The organism is Streptomyces sp. NPDC029216 (assembly GCF_040648015.1).
Lineage (GTDB): Bacteria > Actinomycetota > Actinomycetes > Streptomycetales > Streptomycetaceae > Streptomyces.
Window position 1 is genome coordinate 21,467 of the sequence record NZ_JBEZWL010000019.1, and the last position, 19,764, is coordinate 41,230.

Annotated in this window: 18 protein-coding genes; 4 read left to right on the plus strand and 14 right to left on the minus strand. The window is 67.8% G+C overall.

Annotation, left to right across the window (positions count from 1 at the left end):
- Nucleotides 1–232: 232 nt before the first annotated feature.
- The 11 genes from AB0F18_RS10420 to AB0F18_RS10470 all read right to left on the minus strand — a co-directional run bounded on the left by AB0F18_RS10420 (nt 233) and on the right by AB0F18_RS10470 (nt 12,470).
- Nucleotides 233–781 (minus strand): hypothetical protein, encoded by a 549-nt coding sequence (locus AB0F18_RS10420; protein ID WP_362057183.1) that lies wholly within the window; start codon nt 779–781, stop codon nt 233–235.
- 86 nt (nt 782–867) lie between these two features.
- Nucleotides 868–3,147: a relaxase MobL gene (gene mobL / locus AB0F18_RS10425; RefSeq protein WP_362057186.1), complete on the minus strand. Its 2,280-nt coding sequence runs from the start codon at nt 3,145–3,147 to the stop codon at nt 868–870.
- 88 nt (nt 3,148–3,235) lie between these two features.
- On the minus strand, nt 3,236–4,282 hold the full coding sequence (locus AB0F18_RS10430) for a hypothetical protein (RefSeq protein ID WP_362057189.1): 1,047 nt from the start codon (nt 4,280–4,282) through the stop codon (nt 3,236–3,238).
- Nucleotides 4,282–4,806 (minus strand): hypothetical protein, encoded by a 525-nt coding sequence (locus tag AB0F18_RS10435; protein WP_362057192.1) that lies wholly within the window; start codon nt 4,804–4,806, stop codon nt 4,282–4,284. Before AB0F18_RS10435 ends, AB0F18_RS10430 begins: the two co-directional genes overlap by 1 nt.
- Before the next feature lie 63 nt (nt 4,807–4,869).
- Nucleotides 4,870–5,580: a hypothetical protein gene (locus AB0F18_RS10440; protein WP_362057195.1), complete on the minus strand. Its 711-nt coding sequence runs from the start codon at nt 5,578–5,580 to the stop codon at nt 4,870–4,872.
- Nucleotides 5,577–6,365 (minus strand): hypothetical protein, encoded by a 789-nt coding sequence (locus tag AB0F18_RS10445; RefSeq protein WP_362057198.1) that lies wholly within the window; start codon nt 6,363–6,365, stop codon nt 5,577–5,579. Before AB0F18_RS10445 ends, AB0F18_RS10440 begins: the two co-directional genes overlap by 4 nt.
- Nucleotides 6,366–6,439: 74 nt before the next feature.
- Nucleotides 6,440–7,141, minus strand: coding sequence for a hypothetical protein (locus tag AB0F18_RS10450; RefSeq protein WP_362057201.1), 702 nt, complete (start codon nt 7,139–7,141; stop codon nt 6,440–6,442).
- Nucleotides 7,138–8,121: a hypothetical protein gene (locus AB0F18_RS10455; RefSeq protein ID WP_362057203.1), complete on the minus strand. Its 984-nt coding sequence runs from the start codon at nt 8,119–8,121 to the stop codon at nt 7,138–7,140. The genes AB0F18_RS10450 and AB0F18_RS10455 overlap by 4 nt, the downstream gene beginning before the upstream one ends.
- A 194-nt stretch (nt 8,122–8,315) precedes the next feature.
- A complete protein-coding gene (locus AB0F18_RS10460) occupies nt 8,316–10,577 on the minus strand; it encodes a phage tail tip lysozyme (RefSeq protein WP_362057206.1) in 2,262 nt (753 codons plus the stop codon).
- Between the two features lie 57 nt (nt 10,578–10,634).
- Complete coding sequence (locus AB0F18_RS10465) at nt 10,635–11,939, minus strand: hypothetical protein (protein ID WP_362057209.1); 1,305 nt, start codon at nt 11,937–11,939, stop codon at nt 10,635–10,637.
- Between the two features lie 138 nt (nt 11,940–12,077).
- Nucleotides 12,078–12,470, minus strand: a complete 393-nt coding sequence (locus AB0F18_RS10470) for a hypothetical protein (protein ID WP_362057212.1) — start codon at nt 12,468–12,470, stop codon at nt 12,078–12,080.
- Between the two features lie 445 nt (nt 12,471–12,915).
- Between AB0F18_RS10470 and AB0F18_RS10475 the strand changes: the two genes are divergently transcribed.
- Nucleotides 12,916–13,425, plus strand: a complete 510-nt coding sequence (locus AB0F18_RS10475; protein WP_362057214.1) for a helix-turn-helix transcriptional regulator — start codon at nt 12,916–12,918, stop codon at nt 13,423–13,425.
- Between the two features lie 1,248 nt (nt 13,426–14,673).
- Here AB0F18_RS10475 and AB0F18_RS10480 read toward each other — a convergent pair.
- From AB0F18_RS10480 to AB0F18_RS10490, 3 genes are all read right to left on the minus strand, one after another.
- On the minus strand, nt 14,674–14,913 hold the full coding sequence (locus AB0F18_RS10480; protein WP_362057217.1) for a GNAT family protein: 240 nt from the start codon (nt 14,911–14,913) through the stop codon (nt 14,674–14,676).
- 663 nt (nt 14,914–15,576) lie between these two features.
- Nucleotides 15,577–16,455, minus strand: a complete 879-nt coding sequence (locus tag AB0F18_RS10485) for an undecaprenyl-diphosphate phosphatase (RefSeq protein WP_362057220.1) — start codon at nt 16,453–16,455, stop codon at nt 15,577–15,579.
- A 48-nt stretch (nt 16,456–16,503) separates the two neighbouring features.
- Nucleotides 16,504–17,220 carry a VTT domain-containing protein gene (locus tag AB0F18_RS10490; protein WP_362057223.1) on the minus strand — a complete coding sequence of 239 codons (717 nt, stop codon included), beginning with the start codon at nt 17,218–17,220 and terminating at the stop codon, nt 16,504–16,506.
- A gap of 164 nt (nt 17,221–17,384) precedes the next feature.
- Here AB0F18_RS10490 and AB0F18_RS10495 point away from each other — a divergent pair, with 164 nt between their 5' ends.
- From AB0F18_RS10495 to AB0F18_RS10505, 3 genes are all read left to right on the plus strand, one after another.
- The gene (locus AB0F18_RS10495) at nt 17,385–17,525 is read left to right on the plus strand and encodes a hypothetical protein (protein ID WP_362057226.1); all 141 of its coding nucleotides are present in this window, start codon (nt 17,385–17,387) and stop codon (nt 17,523–17,525) included.
- A gap of 90 nt (nt 17,526–17,615) precedes the next feature.
- A complete protein-coding gene (gene tuf, locus AB0F18_RS10500; protein ID WP_362057229.1) occupies nt 17,616–18,797 on the plus strand; it encodes an elongation factor Tu in 1,182 nt (393 codons plus the stop codon).
- Nucleotides 18,798–18,883: 86 nt separating this feature from the next.
- Nucleotides 18,884–19,744 carry a patatin-like phospholipase family protein gene (locus tag AB0F18_RS10505; RefSeq protein ID WP_362057232.1) on the plus strand — a complete coding sequence of 287 codons (861 nt, stop codon included), beginning with the start codon at nt 18,884–18,886 and terminating at the stop codon, nt 19,742–19,744.
- Nucleotides 19,745–19,764 lie beyond the last annotated feature (20 nt).

Genomic DNA, 19,764 nt, shown 5'->3' on the forward strand with positions numbered 1-19,764 from the left:
TGGGTCTTGGATCGGAGGCGCCCGCGCGATCAGTGCTCGACGTCTCGTAGTCGTGGGTCGTGTACTCCAGGAGGTCAGGCGATCGACTTGTGCGTCCGGATGCGTGCGCTCGCGCGCTGACGGTTTCGGTGGTGCGAGCTGACCGGCGGGCAGGCGCCCCCGTGTAGCCGAAAGGCCCCTGGATGTCATTCCAGGGGCCTTTCGAGGGCTTGACTCGGCCTCGACCTTGGTCTCAGCCGACCGTCGGCTGGTCGACCTCGACCTCGGCTGCCTGCTCCCGCTCGGTCTCGGGAGCCGAAGCCTGGGCCTGTGACTCCTTGGCCGCGGCCTGGGCCTTGCGGGCTGCGCGCATGGAGGCCAATTGGTGGTCCAGCGTTTTGCTGTCGACCGTGAACTCGGAGGCCTCGACGGACTTGGTGTTGACCACCAGGCCGGTGCCGTGCGTCGCGGGCATCACATTGCCCTTGAAGCCGTAGATGGTGCCGATCTCGTTGCCGTCCTTGTCCAGGATCGGCTCGGTGTTCGGCCCCGCGGCCCTGGCGATCTCCTCCATCTGACCGGTGGAGTACGGGGCGCCGTTGTTGTAGCGGACCTTGCCGTCCTCGCCCTGAACCCGATCGGACTTCAGATGGAGGTTCGTTTGCTTCGGGCCGCGCAGATCTCGAGCGTCAAGCTGGATGTCGGCGTACTGGGACTTGCCATTGCTGGTGAAGCCCTTCTTGTAGGCTATCGCGATGAGGTTGACTCCGGTCATCGCGCCCGGGCCCCTGAGAAGTGCCATGATCCTTTCCCTCCACTTGTTCCGACTGTCATCTGACAGTCGTCCGCGATCGGTCACATCGCCCGAACAAGACGTAACCAGCCTGTCTAGTCACGCTCAAAAGCGGTTGAGATGGACGGCTGATGAGAGTCGAATGCCATCTCGGCGTCTGCTGTGGTCACAGCCTGATCGACCCGGGCCTGGACCCGCACGACCAGGCCGGCGTCCAGCGAGGAAGCCTTGGACCGCCGCATCCGCTCGGCCTGCCCGCGCCCGGCGCGCAGCTCCGCGATTCGGGAACGCAACATGAGCGAGCCGGATCCCTGGCCCGTCTGCTGGGACGTCAGCTCCCGGGAGACCCGTGTCATCGCCGCGACATCGTTCACCGGCAGATCGGGAATCGCCTCTGCCTGACCGGACTGGTCCAGGTAGTCCATCGCTGCCAGCAGCAGCCGTCGGCGATCCCTGGCCGTCTCGACGAAGGCCTGGTGTGCGCGCGGCCCGATTCGGACGTCGGTGACGAAGTCGTAGCCCAGGTGATGTAGATCCAAGCCCTTGACCTCGTCGAAGTCATACGTCGTACCGACGACGACCTTGAAGTCCGTGCTGACCGCGTCCGTCTCCGTACTCGCCCGACCCTCGGCGCTCGACCCCACGCGCAGCACCAGGCCGGAGGAAGCGAGATCGGCCCGGAGGCCGTCCAACTTCTGGTCATAGGACTGCTTCATCATCCGAATACGTGCGTCCAGCACCGCCCGGCCGCGCTCGCCCTCGGTCAGGAGCCTGCCGCCGGGCTGATCGTAGATCGTCCGGCCCAGATTCTCGGCCTCCTCGGAGTCTTTCATCCGCTGCAGAGAGGCATCCGCGCGCAGGGCCATGAGCGAGAGCAGCCGCCGGCCGTAAGCCGCCACGTCCTGCTGCTGCTCGTGCCATGCGCCCGCATCCCCGACGAAGGGTAGGAAGTGCCGGTACTTGCTCATCAGCCTCCAGTGGTAGCCCTCCTCGAAGCGATAGAAGTCGTAGAGCGGGCGCGAATCCTCGGCGGCCGCACCGGCCCTATCGGCCTGTTCCCACTGGTGGGTGAGATCGCGATAGACCCCGACCTTCTCCCGGTGATGCCGTAGACGTGAGGCGTAGCTGCGCAGCCGGAAGCCGAAGGAGACCAGATCAGCTTCCGTGTTCTCGTGGTCCACCTGACGATCTGCAGCCAGCGCCGCCATCTGCTGGTAGTCCATCCCCATGACTTCGAGCATCGGCGTGCGCACTCGCAGTTCCGACTCCGGCATGGCTCGCAGCATCTGGTAGATGCCGTTGACGGCACGCTCCGTGGTCTGCGTACGTCCCTGTTCGACCAGCTTCTGCCATTCCTCCGTGCTCAGGGACTCCTTCGCGCGGCGCTCGTTGGCGTAGTCGACGATGCGCTCCATGGCCTCCGGCATCGGGGACCCAGCACGTTCGAGCTGCTCCTGCACGAGTTCGGTCACCAGCTGGTTCGCCTTGCGCATGCGAGCGTCGTTCGAGCCGGCGCGCCAAAGCGTTCGGTCCTGAGGCAGGCAGGCGAGCAGAAACTGCGGCAGAGACTCGGCACGGATTCGCTCGTGCGCCCACCGCTTGACGAAGGTGGTGACGTTGCGCCGCTCGTAGCCGACGGCGCTGGAGAGGTGAGCCACCGCCTGCTTCTCGTCGAGCCAGGCATCGACGCCGCGGCGGAGCCGGGACTTGTGCCGGTCCAGTAGCTTGCCGCGCTGTGTGCCGTTCTTCGTCACCTGGCCCCGGCCGCCGTCGACCATGGCCAGGTGGCAGTGCACATGCTCGGTGTCGACCTGGATGACCCCCACGTACCGCAGGTCGTCGAAGCCGCTGGTGCCCGAGCCCATCCGCTCCAGGCCGTACATGATCGCCATGCGCAGCTTCATCTGATCGATGTGGCCGCGGTAGTCGCCGCGGGCTTCGCAGTGGAAGTCATCGTCGATGATCTTTTGCTTCCGCAGGTACTCCTCGTCGAAAGACAGCACTGTCTTCAACACGGTGTGCCCCGCGTCGAAGTAGTGCTGGATGTCCTTGCCGGCCGCCTTGAGCTGTTCGTCCGAGAGCGAGACCGAGCCGTAGCCGAAGGCCACGCCGCCGTCGCCTTGGGCCTGACGCATCTCGTGCTTCGCCGCGCCCCGCGAGATCCCGGCGCGCTCGACGGCGGACTCCCGCGCCGTGTAGCGCAGGATGAAGTCGTCGGTGCGCAGACGCTGGATCGGAGCCAGAGACTCCGTCGCCTGTGCGCGGGCCATGTACCGGGTGACGTAGTCGCCCGGCGTCGCGCCGCGCGATCCCTTGCCGCCGGGCAGCAGCACGCTGAACTCGTTCACGATCACGATGTCCTGCTTCAGGCCCATCGCCGCTCTCCTCCCATCTCGCTACCGATGCACTACGACGCCCCGGCTGCTGTCCGCCGGTACCCGGGGCCGCGCGCCTGATCCGTCCTCAGGAGCCCAAGGTCTGCTCGTCGTCAACGCCGAAGTCCAGATCGGCCGCACGCTGGGCCACCTGGAGCTTGCGCTCGTCCAGGCTCGGGACGGGCTTGACCTCACGTCGGCGTGTCTCCTCCTCCGCCTCCTCCTCCAGGTCGGGATCCAGGTTCAGGTCGCGCTGCGCCTCACGGGTCGGGACCGAGGAAGCGGACGGCACCTCCTGCTCTTCAGCCCTGTGCAGTGGTGTAGCCACGCGCTTCCGGTAGAGGTTCTCCGTGGTGCCCTCGGTGCTCGCACGCTCGGTCTCGTACTGCTCCCGTTCGACGGCGATCTCCGCCTCGATCTGCCGCAAGCGCGCGTTCATGCCGTCAGCGACCGGCGCGGCCTCGGGCACGGGCGCTCCGACGACCTGCTTGACCTCGGTGTCCAGGCCCAGCTCGTCCTCGGTGAACAGCGGGTTGATCGCGTCCGAGCGCGACTTCAGCCCACGTGCATCGACTACGGCCTCGGCCCGTGGGACGCCGTTCTTGGATTGGTCGGCGAAGTAGCCGGCGAGGTCATAGCCGCTGGACTCGAGATCGATCTCCAAGCCCCCGATGCCGTGGACCTGGGTGAAGACCACGGGCACATCGCCCTCGGTCTGCACCTCCGACGGAGCGAGGACGAGCACGTCCGCCGTGGCCGGCAGCTCCCACTCGATCCCGGTGACCTGCTCGGGCACGGTGAAGCCGGTCGTGAAGTATCCCTTGCCGGCCAGCACCACCAGCTGCTCGTCGTCGAACTCGTAGAAGGCGTCCACCTTCTCGCCCTGGCCGGGGGAGTAGGTCACCTGGGAGATACCGAACGGCAGGGCCTCGGCAGGGGTGACCGAGCGCAGCTCGCCCCTCATGTGCAGGTACGGACGATAGTTCTCCTCCTCGCCCCGATGCTTGAGGTAGAGCGATTCGACCATGACGCCGAGCTCGGCGACCACCCCCTCCAGCCGGTACGTCTCCACTCCTCGTTCACGCAGGACACGGTGGGCCCATACGTCGTTCATCGTCAGTCCTGCGGTACGCATCACTTGCTCCTCTTGCGGTAGGTCCGGCTCTGGTTGGTGGTCCTGGTCGTGGACTCCGGTGTGACGTCGGCCCCGGTCGCCTCGTCACGGGCGTCCTGGATCTTCGCGATCATCCGTGTTGCCCAGCGCCACATGCCGCGCATCACGACGATCTCGCCCGCGGCGAGGAGTACGACCAGGAAGAGGAGCGGCATCAGCCACATGGCGATGGTTCCATCCGCGCTGAGCGCACCCCGGGATGCGCCCGACTGCTGGTGCAGCCATGCGCCCAGCAGCGGGAGGATGACCATGGCCGTGATGAATGCCAGCAGGTAGTCGGCGAGAAGGACGACGGCCCGGAAGAACCCCGCCCACACCACGACGGAGAACCTACCGGCCTGATTCCTCGGAGCCAGGCGCCGCCATCCGGTGCGCGGCTTCGAAGCCTTGTGCTCCTTCTCAGGCTTGGCCGTGGTCTTCCTCGCCCCCGAGGCCGTGCTCGTCGGGACAGTCGTCTCGGTCTTCTCCAGGGCCTGAGTCGACATGTTCGTGTCCTTACGTCTCGTAGAGGTCTTCTGGGGTGAGTGCCGAAACGGTGGGCGCTTCGCTCACCGTTTCGGCTTGGGGGAGGACTGTTTCTTGCCGGCGCCGACGACGGCGTCGCGGGTCTTGCCGGAGGCCCGATAGGCGTCCAGCGACGTCGCCGTGCCGTCCTGAGCGGTGGAGTAAGTGAGGACCACGAACTCGCTCTTGGCAGCGCTGCTCTGATCCGGTCCAACGCGGACCGGATCGAGACGGGCCACCCCCGTGTAGGAGTAGCTCAGGCCCTGCACCCGACTCACATGAACGTCCAGATCGGCAAGCGCGTACGTCGTCCCAGCGCCCTTCGTGGCTTCGGTCGCGTTCATCCACTCCGGCACGAACTCGGTCAGTACCCGGGACTCGTGGTCGAGGAAGCCGTAGCGCGCGTCGAGTAGCGCCTGCTGCTCCTTGACGGTCCGGCTCGACGCCGAGCTGTCCGTGAGGCTGAGCAGAAGGGACCGACCCGTCGTCTTGTCACGGTTCACCCGCTCGCTGTCCACGCCCGGCAGCTGGGCCAGCAGCGCCGTGTGCTGTGCTGCGAGCTTGGTCTGGGCGGCGCTGAGGTTGCCTTCGAGCTTCTGAACAACCGCGTTGTCCGGTATGTCCGACGCAGCCGAACCGTCGCTGAGCAGGCCGGCTCCGAGGGTGACCACCGAGAGCGCGAGCAGCGCCCCGGTGCCGCCGAGCAGGATCCTCCCGGCGTGCAGGCGCAACTTGTCCTTGATTTCCTCCTTCACGGTGCCTTCACCTCCTGCTTCAGAGCCTCGCCCGTGGCCGTCGTACCGGTCCGGACGTTCACGAACGCGTTGCGGACCAGGTCGTAGTCGGCGCGGGCCCAGGCCAGCACCGCCGGCTTCTCGCCCGCACCGGTCCGGGTCTCCATCGCCAGCCAGGTCACCGCGATGGTGCCGTCGTCGTTGACCAGGTAAGGCACCTGGCCGGCCCACTCGAAGCCGGAGCCGAAGCTCATTGGGATCCCGACGCCGGCTGGTACGTCCTTGTCGCCGGCGAGCAGGTACCACGGGCCCAGGTCCCCCTGGTGTACCGAGGGGGCGAAGTAGGGGATGAGATTGCGTAGCGTCGACTGAGACGTCGCCGGGTCGAGCTTGCCGCCGTTCGCCGCCAGGTTGGGCGTCAGGTAGCGGTAGTCGTTCTGCAGCTTCGCGACCTGACCAGCCGCCGTCAGGGCCGCGGTCAGACCGCGCTCGGCGTCGTCGGCCTTCGGTAGCGCCGCAGTCTTCGCCTCGGTGATCCTGATCTGCTCCTGCAGAGAGGACACCTCCGGTGCAGCCGTACCGCGCACCGCGCTCTGGCCGTCGGAGATTCCTGCGGAGAGTACGAAGCACAGCAGTGCGCCGACACCCATGCTCAGGCCGGCCGCAAGGGTGGGCTTGCGCAGCCTGCCCGCGGGCTGCATGCGCTCAGGAGTGTCCGCGCCCTCCTGCGAGGAGCCGGACGTCGCGACGAAGCGCGTCTTGCGTACCGCGGACCCGCTCGACTCGTCAGTCTGTGTCGATGCCATTACTCCTCAACTCGCCGTTCCACTCAAATATCAGTCTAACTCTATCAGCGAGGCGAGTCGAAAGGTGGCGTGAGTCATTTCGAATGGCGAGTCTCGCCGCTCGCCGGTACGCCGGAGAGGTTCGAGACCTTGCCCTGGGCGTCGACCGTGACGAAGAGCAGCGCGCGCCGGTACGCCGTGACACTGGCTTTGCTCGCCTTGTTCTGGGACGTCGCGTCGGAGGTGACCTCGACGTCGGCAAGGACGGCGTAGGTGTAGACGCCCGCCTTGGCGTCGATGATCTCTATGTCCGGATCCGCGCCTACGGCCGAGTTCAGGCCAACCGTGTCGATGTAGTAGTAACGCCGCCCTTGGGAATCCTCGTTGAACCTCGACGGGGGCATGAACGACTTCAGGAACGTCTCGTTCTCGGTGAGGTCGAACCGCCTCTTCAGCCTCTCGCGCGCAGCCTCGTAGCTCTGCCCCGAGTCCCACGTGAAGACCATCGAGAGCAGCGACTTGATGCGCTCACCGTCGGTGCTCAGCCGACTCCGGCTGACACCCAGGGCCGCCATGACGTCCGCGTTCACCTGCTCGGCGCGACTCTTCCGGACTGCCGCCAGCTGTCCCTCGATATCGTTGATCTGGGCTTCCTGCTCAACCAGGGCCGCGTGCCGGCTGCTCCAGGTCACTCCGCCAACCGTCGCGACGACCGCGAGGACCGCTGCCGTCCCCAGGGCCGAGAGGTTGCGCCGGAAGAATCCCCGCCGCGCGGGTGCTGTCGTCTGCTCCGTCATCGCTTCCCGCTCTCCTCCTGTGTGCCCGTGCCGCTGAGTGCGGGTACTCCGGACCCGGCCGGCACCTTGACCGCCGGGTTCTCGTACCGAGCCCCAGCGGCGGTTACCACGAGGGCCAAATGGTCGAAGGCCCCCGCCGTGCCATTGCGCACGTAACGCGCGCTCGCCCAGGCGAGCACCTCGCCGCTCGTCGTATCCCGGCACAGCCAGACGACCCTTGCCTGGTTCGTCGCGCCCGAGCCGCCCTTCACGCTCAGATCGGGCATCACCGTCTCGACCTTCCACGCGTACGTGCTCGGGGCAGCTGCTTTCTCGCCGTCGTAGCGGATGTACCAGGCGTGGCGCGGATCGATCTCGGTGGTCGCATCGAACGGCGTCAGTGTCGAGGTGCTGTACGCCTCCTCGTCACTGACCAGGAAGGAGTCCTTGCCGAATAGTCGCGCCAGGTCCCGTCGGTGCTTGACGATTTCCAGCGTGGCCTGGTTCGGAGCCCCGTTGTTCGGGCTGGGCTGGACACTGGCCTGGTGGTACAGCGTGGCGAAGGTCTGCTCACCCGCCGCGACCTTCTTCGCGTCGGCGGCTGCCGCCTCGGCGAGCTTTGACAGCTGCGCGCCGGCGTCCGCCTTCACGGGCGTGGACTGGGCATCGTCCAACTGTTCCTTGAGCTGGAAGATCCGGGCCTCGTTGTCCGCTGTGGTCGTCTTGAAGCTCTCGCCAGTCACGCCCGCGGCGATGACCAGGGCGAGGATCCCGGCACACATCACCGCGGTGACGCCGCGGCGGAGCAGGCGCGCGGTGTCCGCCGGGGCGCGGGCCTGCCCCTTCTCGCGCTGGCGCATCATCCAGCCCGCGAAGCGCTCTTCGAGCTCGACTCCGGTGACCTTCGTGTGCGCCTTCGATGCCGCGGGCTTCTCCTCGGACGTCGACTCGCTCTCCTGTTCCGATCCGGTGCTCTCGGACTCGTCAGGGGTTGTCGTCACGGAACGCTCCTCACTCCGCATTGTCCTCATAAACGACTCAAGCCTATATCAAATGCCATTCGTGGCCGAGTTTGAAATCCATTCAACAAGAGCGTCGAAGGTGGAACTGGCGCGCGGACCTGACTCGGACACGAAGAAGCCGGTGCCCGGATCGCCGAGCACCGGCTTCTTCCTCCCAGGTCAGATGCTGCGCATCAGGCCGCTTTGATCTTGTCGGAGGTGAGCATCGCATCCGACATGTCCACGAACTTCCAGCCCTGGGCAGCCATCCGCGCCGCGCTGTCGACGCGGACCCGGCCCATGTAGGCGCAGTAGCCGGCCTCGCCGACGATGACCTTGTCCCCCTGGACGCCGAGCACCACGAGGGTGTGGCCGACCGGAGTGGATCCCGGCCCGGACCCGACCGAGTAGGGGGCAGGGGTCGACTGCATCGCCTTGCCGGTCTCCCTCGCGATCGTGTAGGCCGTCTCCTTGCCATCACCGACCGGGTAGGCCTGGAACGTCGTGTACTTGTTCACGAAGTAGGTTGAGAAGCTCACGCAGTTCATCGCGTGATTGTCGCCGCAGGAACCAGGGCCGCCGCCCGGACCGTATCGGTCGTCGAGGAACTTGTCGCCCTCCTTGTTGAAGAGGTCGACGAGGGCCTGGGCCTCCTCCTGCGTCATCCCGCCGTCCTTCAGCGAGACGGAACTGCCGTTCTTGGAGGTGCAGTTGCCCAGGATCGTGTCGATCCCGTTCGATATGTTCTCGATGATCCCGCCGATGATGTCCTCGACGCCGCCCACGATCGAGCTGTCGACCGACCAGCCGCTCATCTTGCCGAACCACATCTCGGCCTTGTCGCCGCGTGCGGCGACGCCGGCCGCGCCGTCGGCCGAGCGCTCCCAGTTCTCGTGGAAGTGCAGCGCCGCCGCACGCGGCGAGCCCTGTGACTTCTTGAGCATGCCCTTGAAGACCGTGACATCGCCCGGGTTGTCACCACCGATCATGAAGGCCAACTGGGCCTTGATCGTGTACCAGTCGACGCCCTTGCTCTTCGCGTACTGGCGCAGCAACGTGTTGCGGCCGAACGTCCACTGCCCGAGACCGATGCCGTTGTCCGTGTTCTCTGCGGCGCCGGCCTTCACGGCGGTCATGGAATACGTCCCGGTCGGGAAGTTCTGCACGCTCGTCGGGTCGATCCCGGACTCCTGTGACCAGTTGCCGAGGATGCCCGCGATGTTCTCCTTCGGCATTCCCCAACTGCTGAGTACCGAGTAGATCTCCTTGGCGTTCTTCTCCACGTTCGCCGGGACGGTGGCACCGGAACCGTCGCCGACGCTACCCGCGTTCACGACGCACGCCGCCCTGTTGGCGTTGATGCTGCCCTCGGTCAACGCCGTCGAGTTGAGGACACCGGTCAGGACCGAGCCCAGCAGGGCCACGGTGGCAGTCATCGCGACCGCACCCGACATCGCTGCCGCTACAGGGGCCATCGTCGCAGTGACGGTGATGCCCAGGACCGTGCCGGCCCCCTTGGCTATAGCGCTGCCGATCGCCATGAACGGCGCAGCGATCGCATGGCCAACCGCCTTGAGGATGTTGACAATGAGCATCCACAGCAGCTTCCCGGCGTTGACGGCCATCGCCATGGCTGCGAAGAACATGGACTTGAGCCAGTTCAGTAAGGCCATGGCCATGACCACGCCCATGGCCGGCGGAGCAGCAGACGCACCACCGCCGACGGCGACGCCCTTGGCCGCCTTCGAGCCCAGGCCCTCGTCGTCCTTCCCCGCGCTGCGCTCGTAGCCCGTGCCGCCGACACCCAGCTCGCGCTGGTCGGCCGGCTTGGCGTCCGGGCTGCCGCCGGTGGCCTTGGACACGCCTTTGGCCGCGTCCTGGGCACCCTCGACAGCGACGTTCTTCGCTGCGCCAACGGCGGCTCCCGGAAGCCCGCCGGCCTGTGCGCCGGCCACGGCACCGGAGACAGCGGCTCCCGTGTAGCGCCCGACGTTACGACGGGTCGCGCTGCTGCCGTCTCCTTCGATCGCCTTCTGGGTCGCGTGTCCGGCCATGTTCCCGGCGACGCCGTTCATACCCTGCTTGATCGTCGCCCCGGCATTCGCGGCCCCGGCTGTCTTGCCTGCGGTGTCTGCGCTGTCCGGTATCTTCGACCCAGCCTCCGACATCTTCGGCGCAGTGTTCGCCGTGCCAGATGGGCCAGAAGGACCGGAAGAATCAGCTTCCCGCCCCGGGAACTGCTTGAGCACGGTGGCCTTGCCCTCAGGAGGCTTCTCGATGCCCTCCTTATGGGTGGGCGGCGCCGCCTTCATCCTGCTGTGCTGGCGCTGGGGCGCCGCCGAACCGAGGCTCTTGGTCCCGCGACCCTGCCGGGGCATCCCCTGACTCACCGACGTGTCCGGCTGGTCCTTCGTCGTCCCCTTCTTGGAGCTCCGATTCGGTTGGTCGGCGGCCATGCTATTTTCCTTTCCGGCTCAATCCAGGTAGCAGGGTGCGACACTTCCTCGCCGCACTCAGTGGAGCGTGGTGAGGAAGTCTTTGTCGTCGCGAATGGTGCTGTTGGACTGCACGTCCCGCAGACTCACGTCCAGTCGGAGTAGGTCGAGTGAGAGATCCGACTGGTACTTAGACTTGTTCCCTGAGTAGTTCTGATACGCATGTGAAAGGTTGTTCATGATGTTCATGAGCGGGCGCATCGTCACGTCAGAGGACTGGTAGTCCTTGGTGAGACTGGTGCCATCCGAGAGAATCCACTGCATGTCCGAGATCTGCTGACTCGTCGGATCTGAGCCCTCGTCACGCTTCTTGGTGAGGAACTGGGCGTAGCTCTGTCCGGCTGGCGCCAGGGCATCGAGGTAGCCGTCGTAGACGTTGCCTGTACGCCAGTTGAGGTCGAAGCCGCCGGGGACGACGTGATTGGTCTGCAGCGCCAGCGTCGAGACACCATCCTTTGCCTCGGTTGCGGAGACCCCCGTGATCTTGTCGGTGGCGATCGAGGCCGGAACGGTCGGCGGACGCAGGAACAACCCGTCGATCTTCGTCGTCTGCAGGTCGGACGTATAAGACCGAATCTGCGTCAGATTCACGCGCATCTCGACGAGCTTCTGGTCCAGGGCGTTCCTGGCCTCGGTCTCCTTCTCCTTGAGTGCGACCCCGTAGTAGGCCTGCGCGGGATCGAAGGTCGGAGCGTTGAGCGCCGCGATTTTCCGGACCCCGGACGCACCGGGGTTGAAGAAGACCCGCCACTGGTCGTACTTGGAGAAGGTCTCGTCGCCGGCCAGCTTGCCGCTGCTCTGCCTCTGCTGCGCTCCGGGCGCGGTGAGTTCGGCATTCGCACGGACCGTCAGATTCAACACCTGACGGTCGAAGGGCCGGTCGGCGGTCAGGAGGACCCCGATGTAGCCGGTCGAGCCGAAGGCGTAGAAGGAGCCCTTGATCCCGCTGGTGCTGACCGGCTCGCTGTTGAGCGAGGTGTCCGACCCGAGCAGGAACGCCCTGTAGTCCGCGGCGTTGTACGAGATCTGGGCGGTCGGGCTGAAGTGCATCATCACGAGCGCCTTGTTGCCGCTCTCGTTGGTGTAGACCCCGTCTACGGTGCCGTCGAGATTCGTCTTCGACGTTTTGAAGTCGCTGGTGTACAGCGCCGTCTGCGACAGCGAGTCACGTTCCGCCTGGTATGCCGAGACTCCTGAGGTGCCGATCGCGATCGCGCCCGTGACCGCGAAGATGCCGAAGAACACCCCAAAACGCTCGATCGCGTGGTGCGAGTCAAGCTTGAACTTCCTGCTGAAGGCCAGCGCCTTGACCTTGATCCCCATGTCCTGCTCTCTTTCGCGCCTGCACCGTGCTGCGAGCCCGGATATGGCGAACCGGGTCGGAAGAGGCCTTGCACCTCAACCGACCCGGTTCGCTCGATGCCTCTGTCACCGTTCGTGTGCGCAGTCTGTGACGGCCCCTTACTTGGAAGGGCCGCTCAGGAACCCGCTGACCTGGTCGACGGTCTGCACGATCACCGTGCCGCCGCCGAGATCCGTAATGGTCTGCTGGCCGCCGGAGCCGATCGTCGAGATCAGCGTCCACCCGCCGGTGCTCAACGCTCCGCCGACGAGAATGAGGAGCGCGACCGTGCCCCAGCCCTGCTGTTGGCCGGCGGACTGCGGGTTGGCCATCAGCTTCTTGATCAAGAGCACGCCGCCCCAGACCAGGCCGACAACACCGAGCAGCATGAGTACAGAACCTCCCCAGAGCTGGACCTGGGACTTGGCGTTCTGCAGGAAGCTGGTCAGGTCCCAGGCGGCGCTCGGCAGGGGTGCCTGTGTGAGGACGGCTGCCCCGTAGGTCTTCGGCATACTTCTTTCCTCTCACCTTTCGATTCATTCAGTGACGTGGCGTCGAGTCGCAAGGCAACAAGCGTGGGCTGCCTACCATGGCAGGTGACGATAGGAGCTGAAGTGATCGATGGCATCCATCGATTCCTCTTGCTGACTCGTATACGTGCGCATCTTGAGTGGCTAACCTACACCATTCAAATGATGGGGCGTAGGGGTTCGCTAGGGTCTATCGATAGACCATCGAAAGAGGCTCGGAGACGAGGCGAATCGACGTCGCGGCGCGTGGTCGTGGAGGTGGCGCGTGGCCGTGGAGGTGCGGTGGATGCCTGTGGAATCCGCAGTGCGAGATGTGTAATGTGCTGCTCCAGCACTGCCGCGACGCCGGCCTGCTCGATTCCGAGGTGGGCCGCCCCCACCTACCACCCCGTCGATCGCGATCTTCACCAGGAAGTGTCAAACCGCCATGAACCCACTGCCCGGTGACCTCTTCGCCCGCCGGCTTCGTCAAGAGCGCGAACGCCTCGGCATCAGCCAGGCAGAGCTAGCGCGCCGTATGGCCGCACTGCTTGGCACGAACGTTGACTCCACCGCCATCACGCGCATCGAGCAGCAGACCCGTGCGGTCAGGCTCGACGAGGCGGTCACCGCTGCCGAGGCTCTCGGGGTTCCGCTGATCACACTGGTCAGCGACAACTACGCCCGGGAAAACGAGGCTGAGATCCAGAAGCAGCTCGCCGAGCTCGCCATCGCCGAGCAGGAGCGGGAGAGGCTGCGGCAGAAGATCCATCGGATCACCCAGACCATCCAGCAACTCTCCGCCGAGCGGGAGGCCTTCCGCTCCCACGCGCTGAGCGTCAACCCTGAAACCGCCGGCGACCACGAGCTCGACCCTGAGACCCAGGCCTCTCTCGATGTCCGGATGCGTGATGTCCGGAACAAGCCGGCCGGAGAGGGTGCAGGCCCAGGCGCATGACGCTGTTGCGGGCGGCCGGGTTGAACTTCCGGTCGCAGAGGTTCACCGTCTCGGTTTCCGCCACCGGTTGGCCTGCATGATCTCCTCGGTGCTCGCGTCGTTCCGCCTTATCTGGGTGACATGACCAGCCCGCAGACTGTGGAAGTCGTATGCCGACGGATCCCTCCCGGCCCCTCCCATGTGCCGGTGCAGCATGGCGTGCAGCGCGTCGCCGCTCACGCCGGTCGTGTGGATCCGTGCGCCCCTTCGAATGGGGGGCGTCGCCCGCAGCAAGAGTGGACGACCAAGGTCCGCGCTGCTGATCAGCCCCGCGTGGCCGGCGGCGCCGAAGACGTGCGCGTCGAAGAAGCACATTGTCCTGGTTGGCCTTCGGCTGGCCACGGGCCCGTAGATCCGTCGATCAGATGTAGCTCCAGGCCGTGCAGCCGCACGGCCGCAGTGTCCCAAATCGCCGACGCTGTCGGGCGGTTCGGATAGGATCGTAGGTATGGGAATTGACTGGGAAAACATACTCGGCACAAGCGGGAACGGCCTCGACGAGGCATACGACAGCGTGGTCTCCTCGGTCATCTATAGCGAGACCCTGGGGGGCGACCATCGGCCACTCCCAGTCGGCGAAGAGTGCGACGACACAGATGGCCTGCGCTGACCTGAGGGCGCACGCAGAAGTAGAGGCTTCTGCCCCGGAGTGAACCGGTGGTCAAGCGTGACATCGGCAACCTCGCCTCGCCGTGTCCGGATGAGCGCGGCACGGGTAGCGAGAAGTTGCGCTCGGACGGCCCGGCGTCCGTCGCTGGCTTCTTCGGCGGGGCGCTGACCTGGCCGGGGAAGCCGCGGGCCAGGCCGGCATAGCCGGAATCGACTTCGGCTTTCACGTTCGGGTGCAGACGCAACTGCTCCTCGCGGCCCTCGGTGCGTACTGCAGTGACATCGTGCATCCGACCTGGGCGGATCGCCCCGAGCCACAGCTCCCCGGTCCACGAAGACCAGTTGGTGATCCGGCCCAGCCCCGGCCGCACGCAATCGGCCGTGGCCACGCCGTTTGGTCAGCTCAGACTCTCGGGCTGCGGTCCACGACCCGGCCAACTCGGTGATCAGTGCACCCAGGTGTTCCTTCGAGATCCCGCACAGGGCAGAATCAGAATAGGCCACGTGGGCCCAACTTGACTTCACACCCCAGATGATCCCGCGCGGCTTTTTGCCTCGGACACCAGGGCGGCTGCCGGAGCCTGACCACCGACGCCCCGATCATTCAGGCCCAGGCCGGTGCGCCCATTCCTGGTCGAGGATGTTGCAGACTTCGGAGTCACGCCAGCCGTCCCGGATCAGCGCGGTGTGCCGGTGTCGACCCTCGTGGGTCATGCCGAGCTTGCCCAGCACCCGGGCCGATGCGACGTTGCGAGGATCGCAGGCCGCATAGATCCGGTGCAGTGCCCTCAGCCCAAACCCTCTGCCGGGAAGTTCCCCGCCGATGGCTGATACCAGCACTCAAGTCGCGGGCTCCTGCGCGATCAAGATCGCGTCATTATCGTGCGGCTACTCGTAAGCCTGCGCGCGCTGACAGACGGGGCGACGTCGACCGGAGGAGCCTGGATCGGCAGTTGGGCGGCACGCCCGCGCAGCAGCAGGGCGCAGTCGACCGTGAGGCCTGGCGGGTGAGGGCATGGATGAATCGTACGGGCCCGCACCGACAATGGCCGCTGAGCTCCGCCCTCGATGGCGTAACTCGGCCGACTCCTCGGCGGCGTGGTCCCGGCGAGGGCGCGGACGGGCAGACGAGGCCCGCCGCTACGCCCCCGCGGAGGGCTCAATGCGGGATGCTGTCGATCAACTCGCGCCCGCCCTGACGAAGAAGGGCGGCGAACTCGTCCTCACGGAGACGGCGCGGAGCGTGGGGTGCGAGTTCCAGGCCAAGCAGTTCGAGCGGGCCGGCTACACGGTGACCTTCCCGTGGCCTCCCCAGGGCACTCGGGAGCGGGCCGTGATGATCGTGTCCCGCCTCACCACGAGCCCGCTCCGGCTAGCCGTTGGACCACCTTCCGCACCGTGCGTCCCGCCTCCCAGGTGGGAGACGAGTGGGAGATGATCATGGCGTGGTGATGCAGTCAGGCGCTAGGAAATGCTAGATGGCGCTACATGTGCGGCCCGGGTTCAGGACCCGGACGCACCCGCCTCCGCGCTGAGCACGCCCATGCCGATGAGGACGAACAGCACGATGCCCAGCAGGATGCGGTAGATCACGAACGGCATGAAGCTCTTGGTGGAGATGAACTTCATGAACCAGGCGATGACGACGTAGCCCACGAAGAAGGCGATCACCGTGGCGAAGATCGTCGGACCCCAGGTGATGTGGCCGGGACTCTCGATCACGTCCTTGATCTCGAACGCGCCCGAGGCCAGCACCGCCGGGATGGCCAGCAGGAACGAGTAGCGGGCCGCCGCCTCGCGGGTGAAGCCCAGCAGCAGACCGCCGGAGATCGTCGCACCGGAGCGCGAGACGCCCGGGATCAGCGCCATCGCCTGGCACACGCCGAAGATCAGCCCGTCCTTGACGCCCAGCTCCTTGAGCGTCTTGCGCTGCTTGACCACCCGGTGCCGGCCGCCCTCCTCGTCGCGGGAGGCCAGCCAGTCGGCGAAGCCGAGGATCAGACCCATCACGATCAGGGTGGTGGCCGTCAGCCGCAGGTCACGGGCGGGGCCGGTGATCTGGTCCTTGAAGGTCACGCCGAGGACGCCGATCGGGATCGAGCCGACGATGACGAGCCAGCCCATCCGCGCGTCCTGCTCGGAGCGCAGCGACTTCGTGTAGAGCGAGCGGAACCAGGTCGAGACGATCCGCGCGATGTCCTTGCGGAAATAGATCAGCACGGCCGCCTCGGTGCCGATCTGCGTGATGGCGGTGAAGGCCGAACCCGGGTCGTGCCAGCCGGCGAAGGCCGCGGTCAGCCGCAGGTGCGCGCTGGAGGAGATCGGGAGGAACTCCGTAAGACCTTGGACGAGACCGAGGATTAGGGATTCGAACCAGCTCATGTCGGGGTGCGCTCGTCCTTGTGATCGTCGGGCAGTTCGGGTCCGATGCTAGGGCCCGTGGGGAGCGGCTCCGACCACAGGGGGGTGTACGGCCGCGGGCTCGCCTGCGGCGGGGGCGGCGAGGCGGTGCCGCTTGCGCCAGCCGACCGCCGCGGCGACCGCTCCGGAGACGGCGATGAAGGCGAACGAGACGAGGAACGCCGGGGATCCGGGCGAGGAGGCGCTGGCCCCCGCGATCACGTACGCGGCCGTGTTGGGCACCGTACCGAGGGCCGTCGCCAGCAGGAACGGGAACCAGCCGCAGCGGGAGACCGCCGCCAGGTAGTTGGCGGCGGCGAACGGCACCCCGGGGAAGACGCGGACCGCCAGCACGGAACGGAACCCGTGCCGGCTCAGCTGGGCGTCGGCCGCCTTCAGCCAGCGCCCGCGCAGGTACGGCCGGAGCGCCTCCTGACCCATGGCCCGACCCAGCCCGAAGGAGATCCCGGCGCCGAGCACCGTGCCGGCGACGGCCGCCACCAGCCCGGACTGGGCTCCGAAGACCGCCCCGGCGGCGAGGTTCAGCAGCGGGCGCGGCACGAACGCCGCCGTGCACAGCCCGTACGCGCCCGCGAACAGCAGCACCGCCGCGCCCGCGGGGAGTCCCTGGGGCCAGCCCTGGGAGAGCAACCGCTGGGGCTCGTAGACCAGGACGCAGGCCCCGGCCGCCACGAGCAGCACGACGAGCAGCGCCAGCCGCGTCCACGGCGCGAGGAGGAGGGACATCCGGGGAGATTAACCGACCGGAGCGGCAGCCCGCCGTAATCCAGACCTCATCCGGACGAACGGAGCCGGGCGGACGCGGGGGCGCTGCGGTACATCGCGCCGCGGTACGTCGCGCCGTGGTAAATCGTTCGACGCGCCCCGGCCCCTCGGGCAGGATCGGGGGCATGTCCCGGTACGCCTTCCCCTCAGCGCCGTCCGCAGTCGCGGACGCGCCGAAGGCTGCCGTCCCGGCCTCCTCGGCCGTCGCCCTGGCAGAGGCCTTCGCCGCAGCGGCACCCGCCGCGTTCGACGGCGCACGAAGCTGACCCTTCCCGGATCGTCCGGCGGACCCCGCAGGGGGAGGGTCGGTTCGCTCCAGGGGTCCCGTTCCAGCTTCGAGACAACGGGAAAGAGACATGGCCAAGACGGCCTTCACCCGCACCAAGCCGCACCTCAACATCGGCACCATGGGTCACGTCGACCACGGCAAGACCACCCTCACCGCCGCCATCACCAAGGTCCTCGCCGAGCGCGGCGGCGCCTCCTTCGTGCCGTTCGACCGGATCGACCGCGCCCCCGAGGAGGCCCGGCGCGGCATCACCATCAACCTCACGCACGTCGAGTACGAGACCGACACCCGCCACTACGCCCACGTCGACATGCCCGGCCACGCCGACTACATCAAGAACATGGTCACGGGCGCGGCCCAGCTCGACGGGGCCATCCTCGTCGTCTCCGCCCTGGACGGGGTCATGCCCCAGACCGCCGAGCACGTGCTCCTCGCCCGGCAGGTCGGGGTGGACCACATCGTGGTGGCCCTCAACAAGGCGGACGCCGGGGACCCGGAGCTGACCGACCTCGTCGAGCTGGAGGTCCGCGAGCTGCTCACCGCGCACGGCTATGGCGGCGAGGAGGCCCCGGTCGTGCGGGTCTCCGGGCTCGGGGCGCTGGAGGGCGACCCGCGCTGGACGGGGGCGGTCGAGGCGCTGCTCGACGCGGTGGACACGTACGTGCCGATGCCCGTGCGGTACACGGACGCGCCGTTCCTGTTGCCGGTCGAGAACGTCCTCACCATCACCGGCCGCGGCACCGTCGTGACCGGCGCCGTCGAGCGCGGCACCGTCCGGGTCGGAGACCGCGTCGCCCTCCTCGGGGGCGAGGGCGAGGTCGTGGAGACCGTGGTCACCGGCCTGGAGACCTTCGGCAAGCCGATGGAGTCCGCCGAGGCGGGGGACAACGTCGCGCTGCTCCTGCGCGGGGTGCACCGCGACGGGGTGCGCCGCGGGCACGTGGTCGCCGCGCCCGGCAGCGTGGCGCCGCGCCGGCGCTTCACCGCGCGGGTGTACGTGCTCTCCGGGCGCGAGGGCGGCCGGACGACCGCCCTGTCCTCCGGCTACCGGCCGCAGTTCTACATCCGCACCGCCGACGTGGTCGGCGACGTGGACCTGGGCGAGGCCGGGGTGGCCCGCCCCGGTGAGACGGTGACCATGACCGTCGAGCTGGGCCGGGACGTGCCCCTGGAGGCGGGGCTCGGCTTCGCGATCCGCGAGGGCGGGCGCACCGTCGGCGCGGGGACGGTGACCGAGGTGCTCGGGTAGCCCCGGCTGTGGTGGCGGCGGTCCGGCTTTGCCAGACTGCCGTCACCACACGGGTGGCCCGTGGGGGGAGCGAGGGGCGGGCGGGGATGAGCGGCGAGACGGTACGCGACACGGCACTGGTGCTCGGAGGCGGCGGGCTCACCGGCGTCGGCTGGGAGTCCGGGATCCTCTACGGGCTCGCCCGCGCCGGAGTGGACCTCACCGGCGCCGACCTCGTCGTCGGCACTTCCGCCGGCTCGGTGGTCGCCGCGCAGCTCGCCTCCGGGCTGCTCACCCCGCGCGAACTGTACGAGCGCCAGCTCGCCGACCCCGCCGGGGAGATCGCGGCGAAGTTCGGCGCGGGCCTGCTCGCCCGGTACGTCCTCGCCATGGTCCGCTCGCGCGACGCCGCCGAGTACGGCAGGCGGGTCGGCGCCATCGCCCTCGCCGCCGACACCCCCGACGAGGCGGAGCGGCGCGCGGTCCTGGCGGCCCGGCTCGTCTCGCACGAGTGGCCCGAGCGGCGGCTGGTCGTCACCGCCGTCGACGCGCTGACCGGCGAGAGCGCCCTCTTCGACCGGGAGCGCGGGGCCGGGCTGGTGGACGCCGTCGCGGCGAGCTGCGCCGTGCCCGGGGTCTGGCCGCCCGTCACCATCGACGGCCGCCGGTACGTTGACGGCGGCGTCCGCTCCGCCGTCAACGCCGACCTGGCGGCCGGCTACCGGCGCGTGGTGATCCTCGCCCCGCTGCCCGTCGGCGTGGGGAAGCTCCCCTCTCCCGTCCAGCAGGCCGAGCGGCTGCGGGCCGAGGGGGCCCGGGTGCTGCTGATCGCCTCGTCCCCGGAGGCCCGCAAGGCCTTCGGCCGCAACATCCTCGACCCCGCCCGGCGGGCCCCCGCGGCCCGGGCGGGGCTGGCCCAGGCCGCCGCGCACGTGGCCGAGGCGGCCGCCGTCTGGACGTCGGCCTGAGGGGCCTGCGGCGGGCCCGA

Excerpts from the sequence above, each read along its gene's own strand:
- AB0F18_RS10470 (WP_362057212.1), bottom strand. The coding sequence starts at position 12,470 with ATGCCGAAGACCTACGGGGCAGCCGTCCTCACACAGGCACCCCTGCCG.
- mobL (WP_362057186.1), bottom strand. The coding sequence starts at position 3,147 with ATGGGCCTGAAGCAGGACATCGTGATCGTGAACGAGTTCAGCGTGCTG.
- AB0F18_RS10430 (WP_362057189.1), bottom strand. The coding sequence starts at position 4,282 with ATGCGTACCGCAGGACTGACGATGAACGACGTATGGGCCCACCGTGTC.
- AB0F18_RS10505 (WP_362057232.1), top strand. The coding sequence starts at position 18,884 with ATGAGCGGCGAGACGGTACGCGACACGGCACTGGTGCTCGGAGGCGGC.
- AB0F18_RS10450 (WP_362057201.1), bottom strand. The coding sequence starts at position 7,141 with ATGACGGAGCAGACGACAGCACCCGCGCGGCGGGGATTCTTCCGGCGC.
- AB0F18_RS10460 (WP_362057206.1), bottom strand. The coding sequence starts at position 10,577 with ATGGCCGCCGACCAACCGAATCGGAGCTCCAAGAAGGGGACGACGAAG.
- AB0F18_RS10485 (WP_362057220.1), bottom strand. The coding sequence starts at position 16,455 with ATGAGCTGGTTCGAATCCCTAATCCTCGGTCTCGTCCAAGGTCTTACG.
- AB0F18_RS10495 (WP_362057226.1), top strand. The coding sequence starts at position 17,385 with ATGTCCCGGTACGCCTTCCCCTCAGCGCCGTCCGCAGTCGCGGACGCG.
- AB0F18_RS10475 (WP_362057214.1), top strand. The coding sequence starts at position 12,916 with ATGAACCCACTGCCCGGTGACCTCTTCGCCCGCCGGCTTCGTCAAGAG.
- AB0F18_RS10420 (WP_362057183.1), bottom strand. The coding sequence starts at position 781 with ATGGCACTTCTCAGGGGCCCGGGCGCGATGACCGGAGTCAACCTCATC.
- AB0F18_RS10465 (WP_362057209.1), bottom strand. The coding sequence starts at position 11,939 with ATGGGGATCAAGGTCAAGGCGCTGGCCTTCAGCAGGAAGTTCAAGCTT.
- AB0F18_RS10490 (WP_362057223.1), bottom strand. The coding sequence starts at position 17,220 with ATGTCCCTCCTCCTCGCGCCGTGGACGCGGCTGGCGCTGCTCGTCGTG.
- tuf (WP_362057229.1), top strand. The coding sequence starts at position 17,616 with ATGGCCAAGACGGCCTTCACCCGCACCAAGCCGCACCTCAACATCGGC.
- AB0F18_RS10445 (WP_362057198.1), bottom strand. The coding sequence starts at position 6,365 with ATGGCATCGACACAGACTGACGAGTCGAGCGGGTCCGCGGTACGCAAG.
- AB0F18_RS10435 (WP_362057192.1), bottom strand. The coding sequence starts at position 4,806 with ATGTCGACTCAGGCCCTGGAGAAGACCGAGACGACTGTCCCGACGAGC.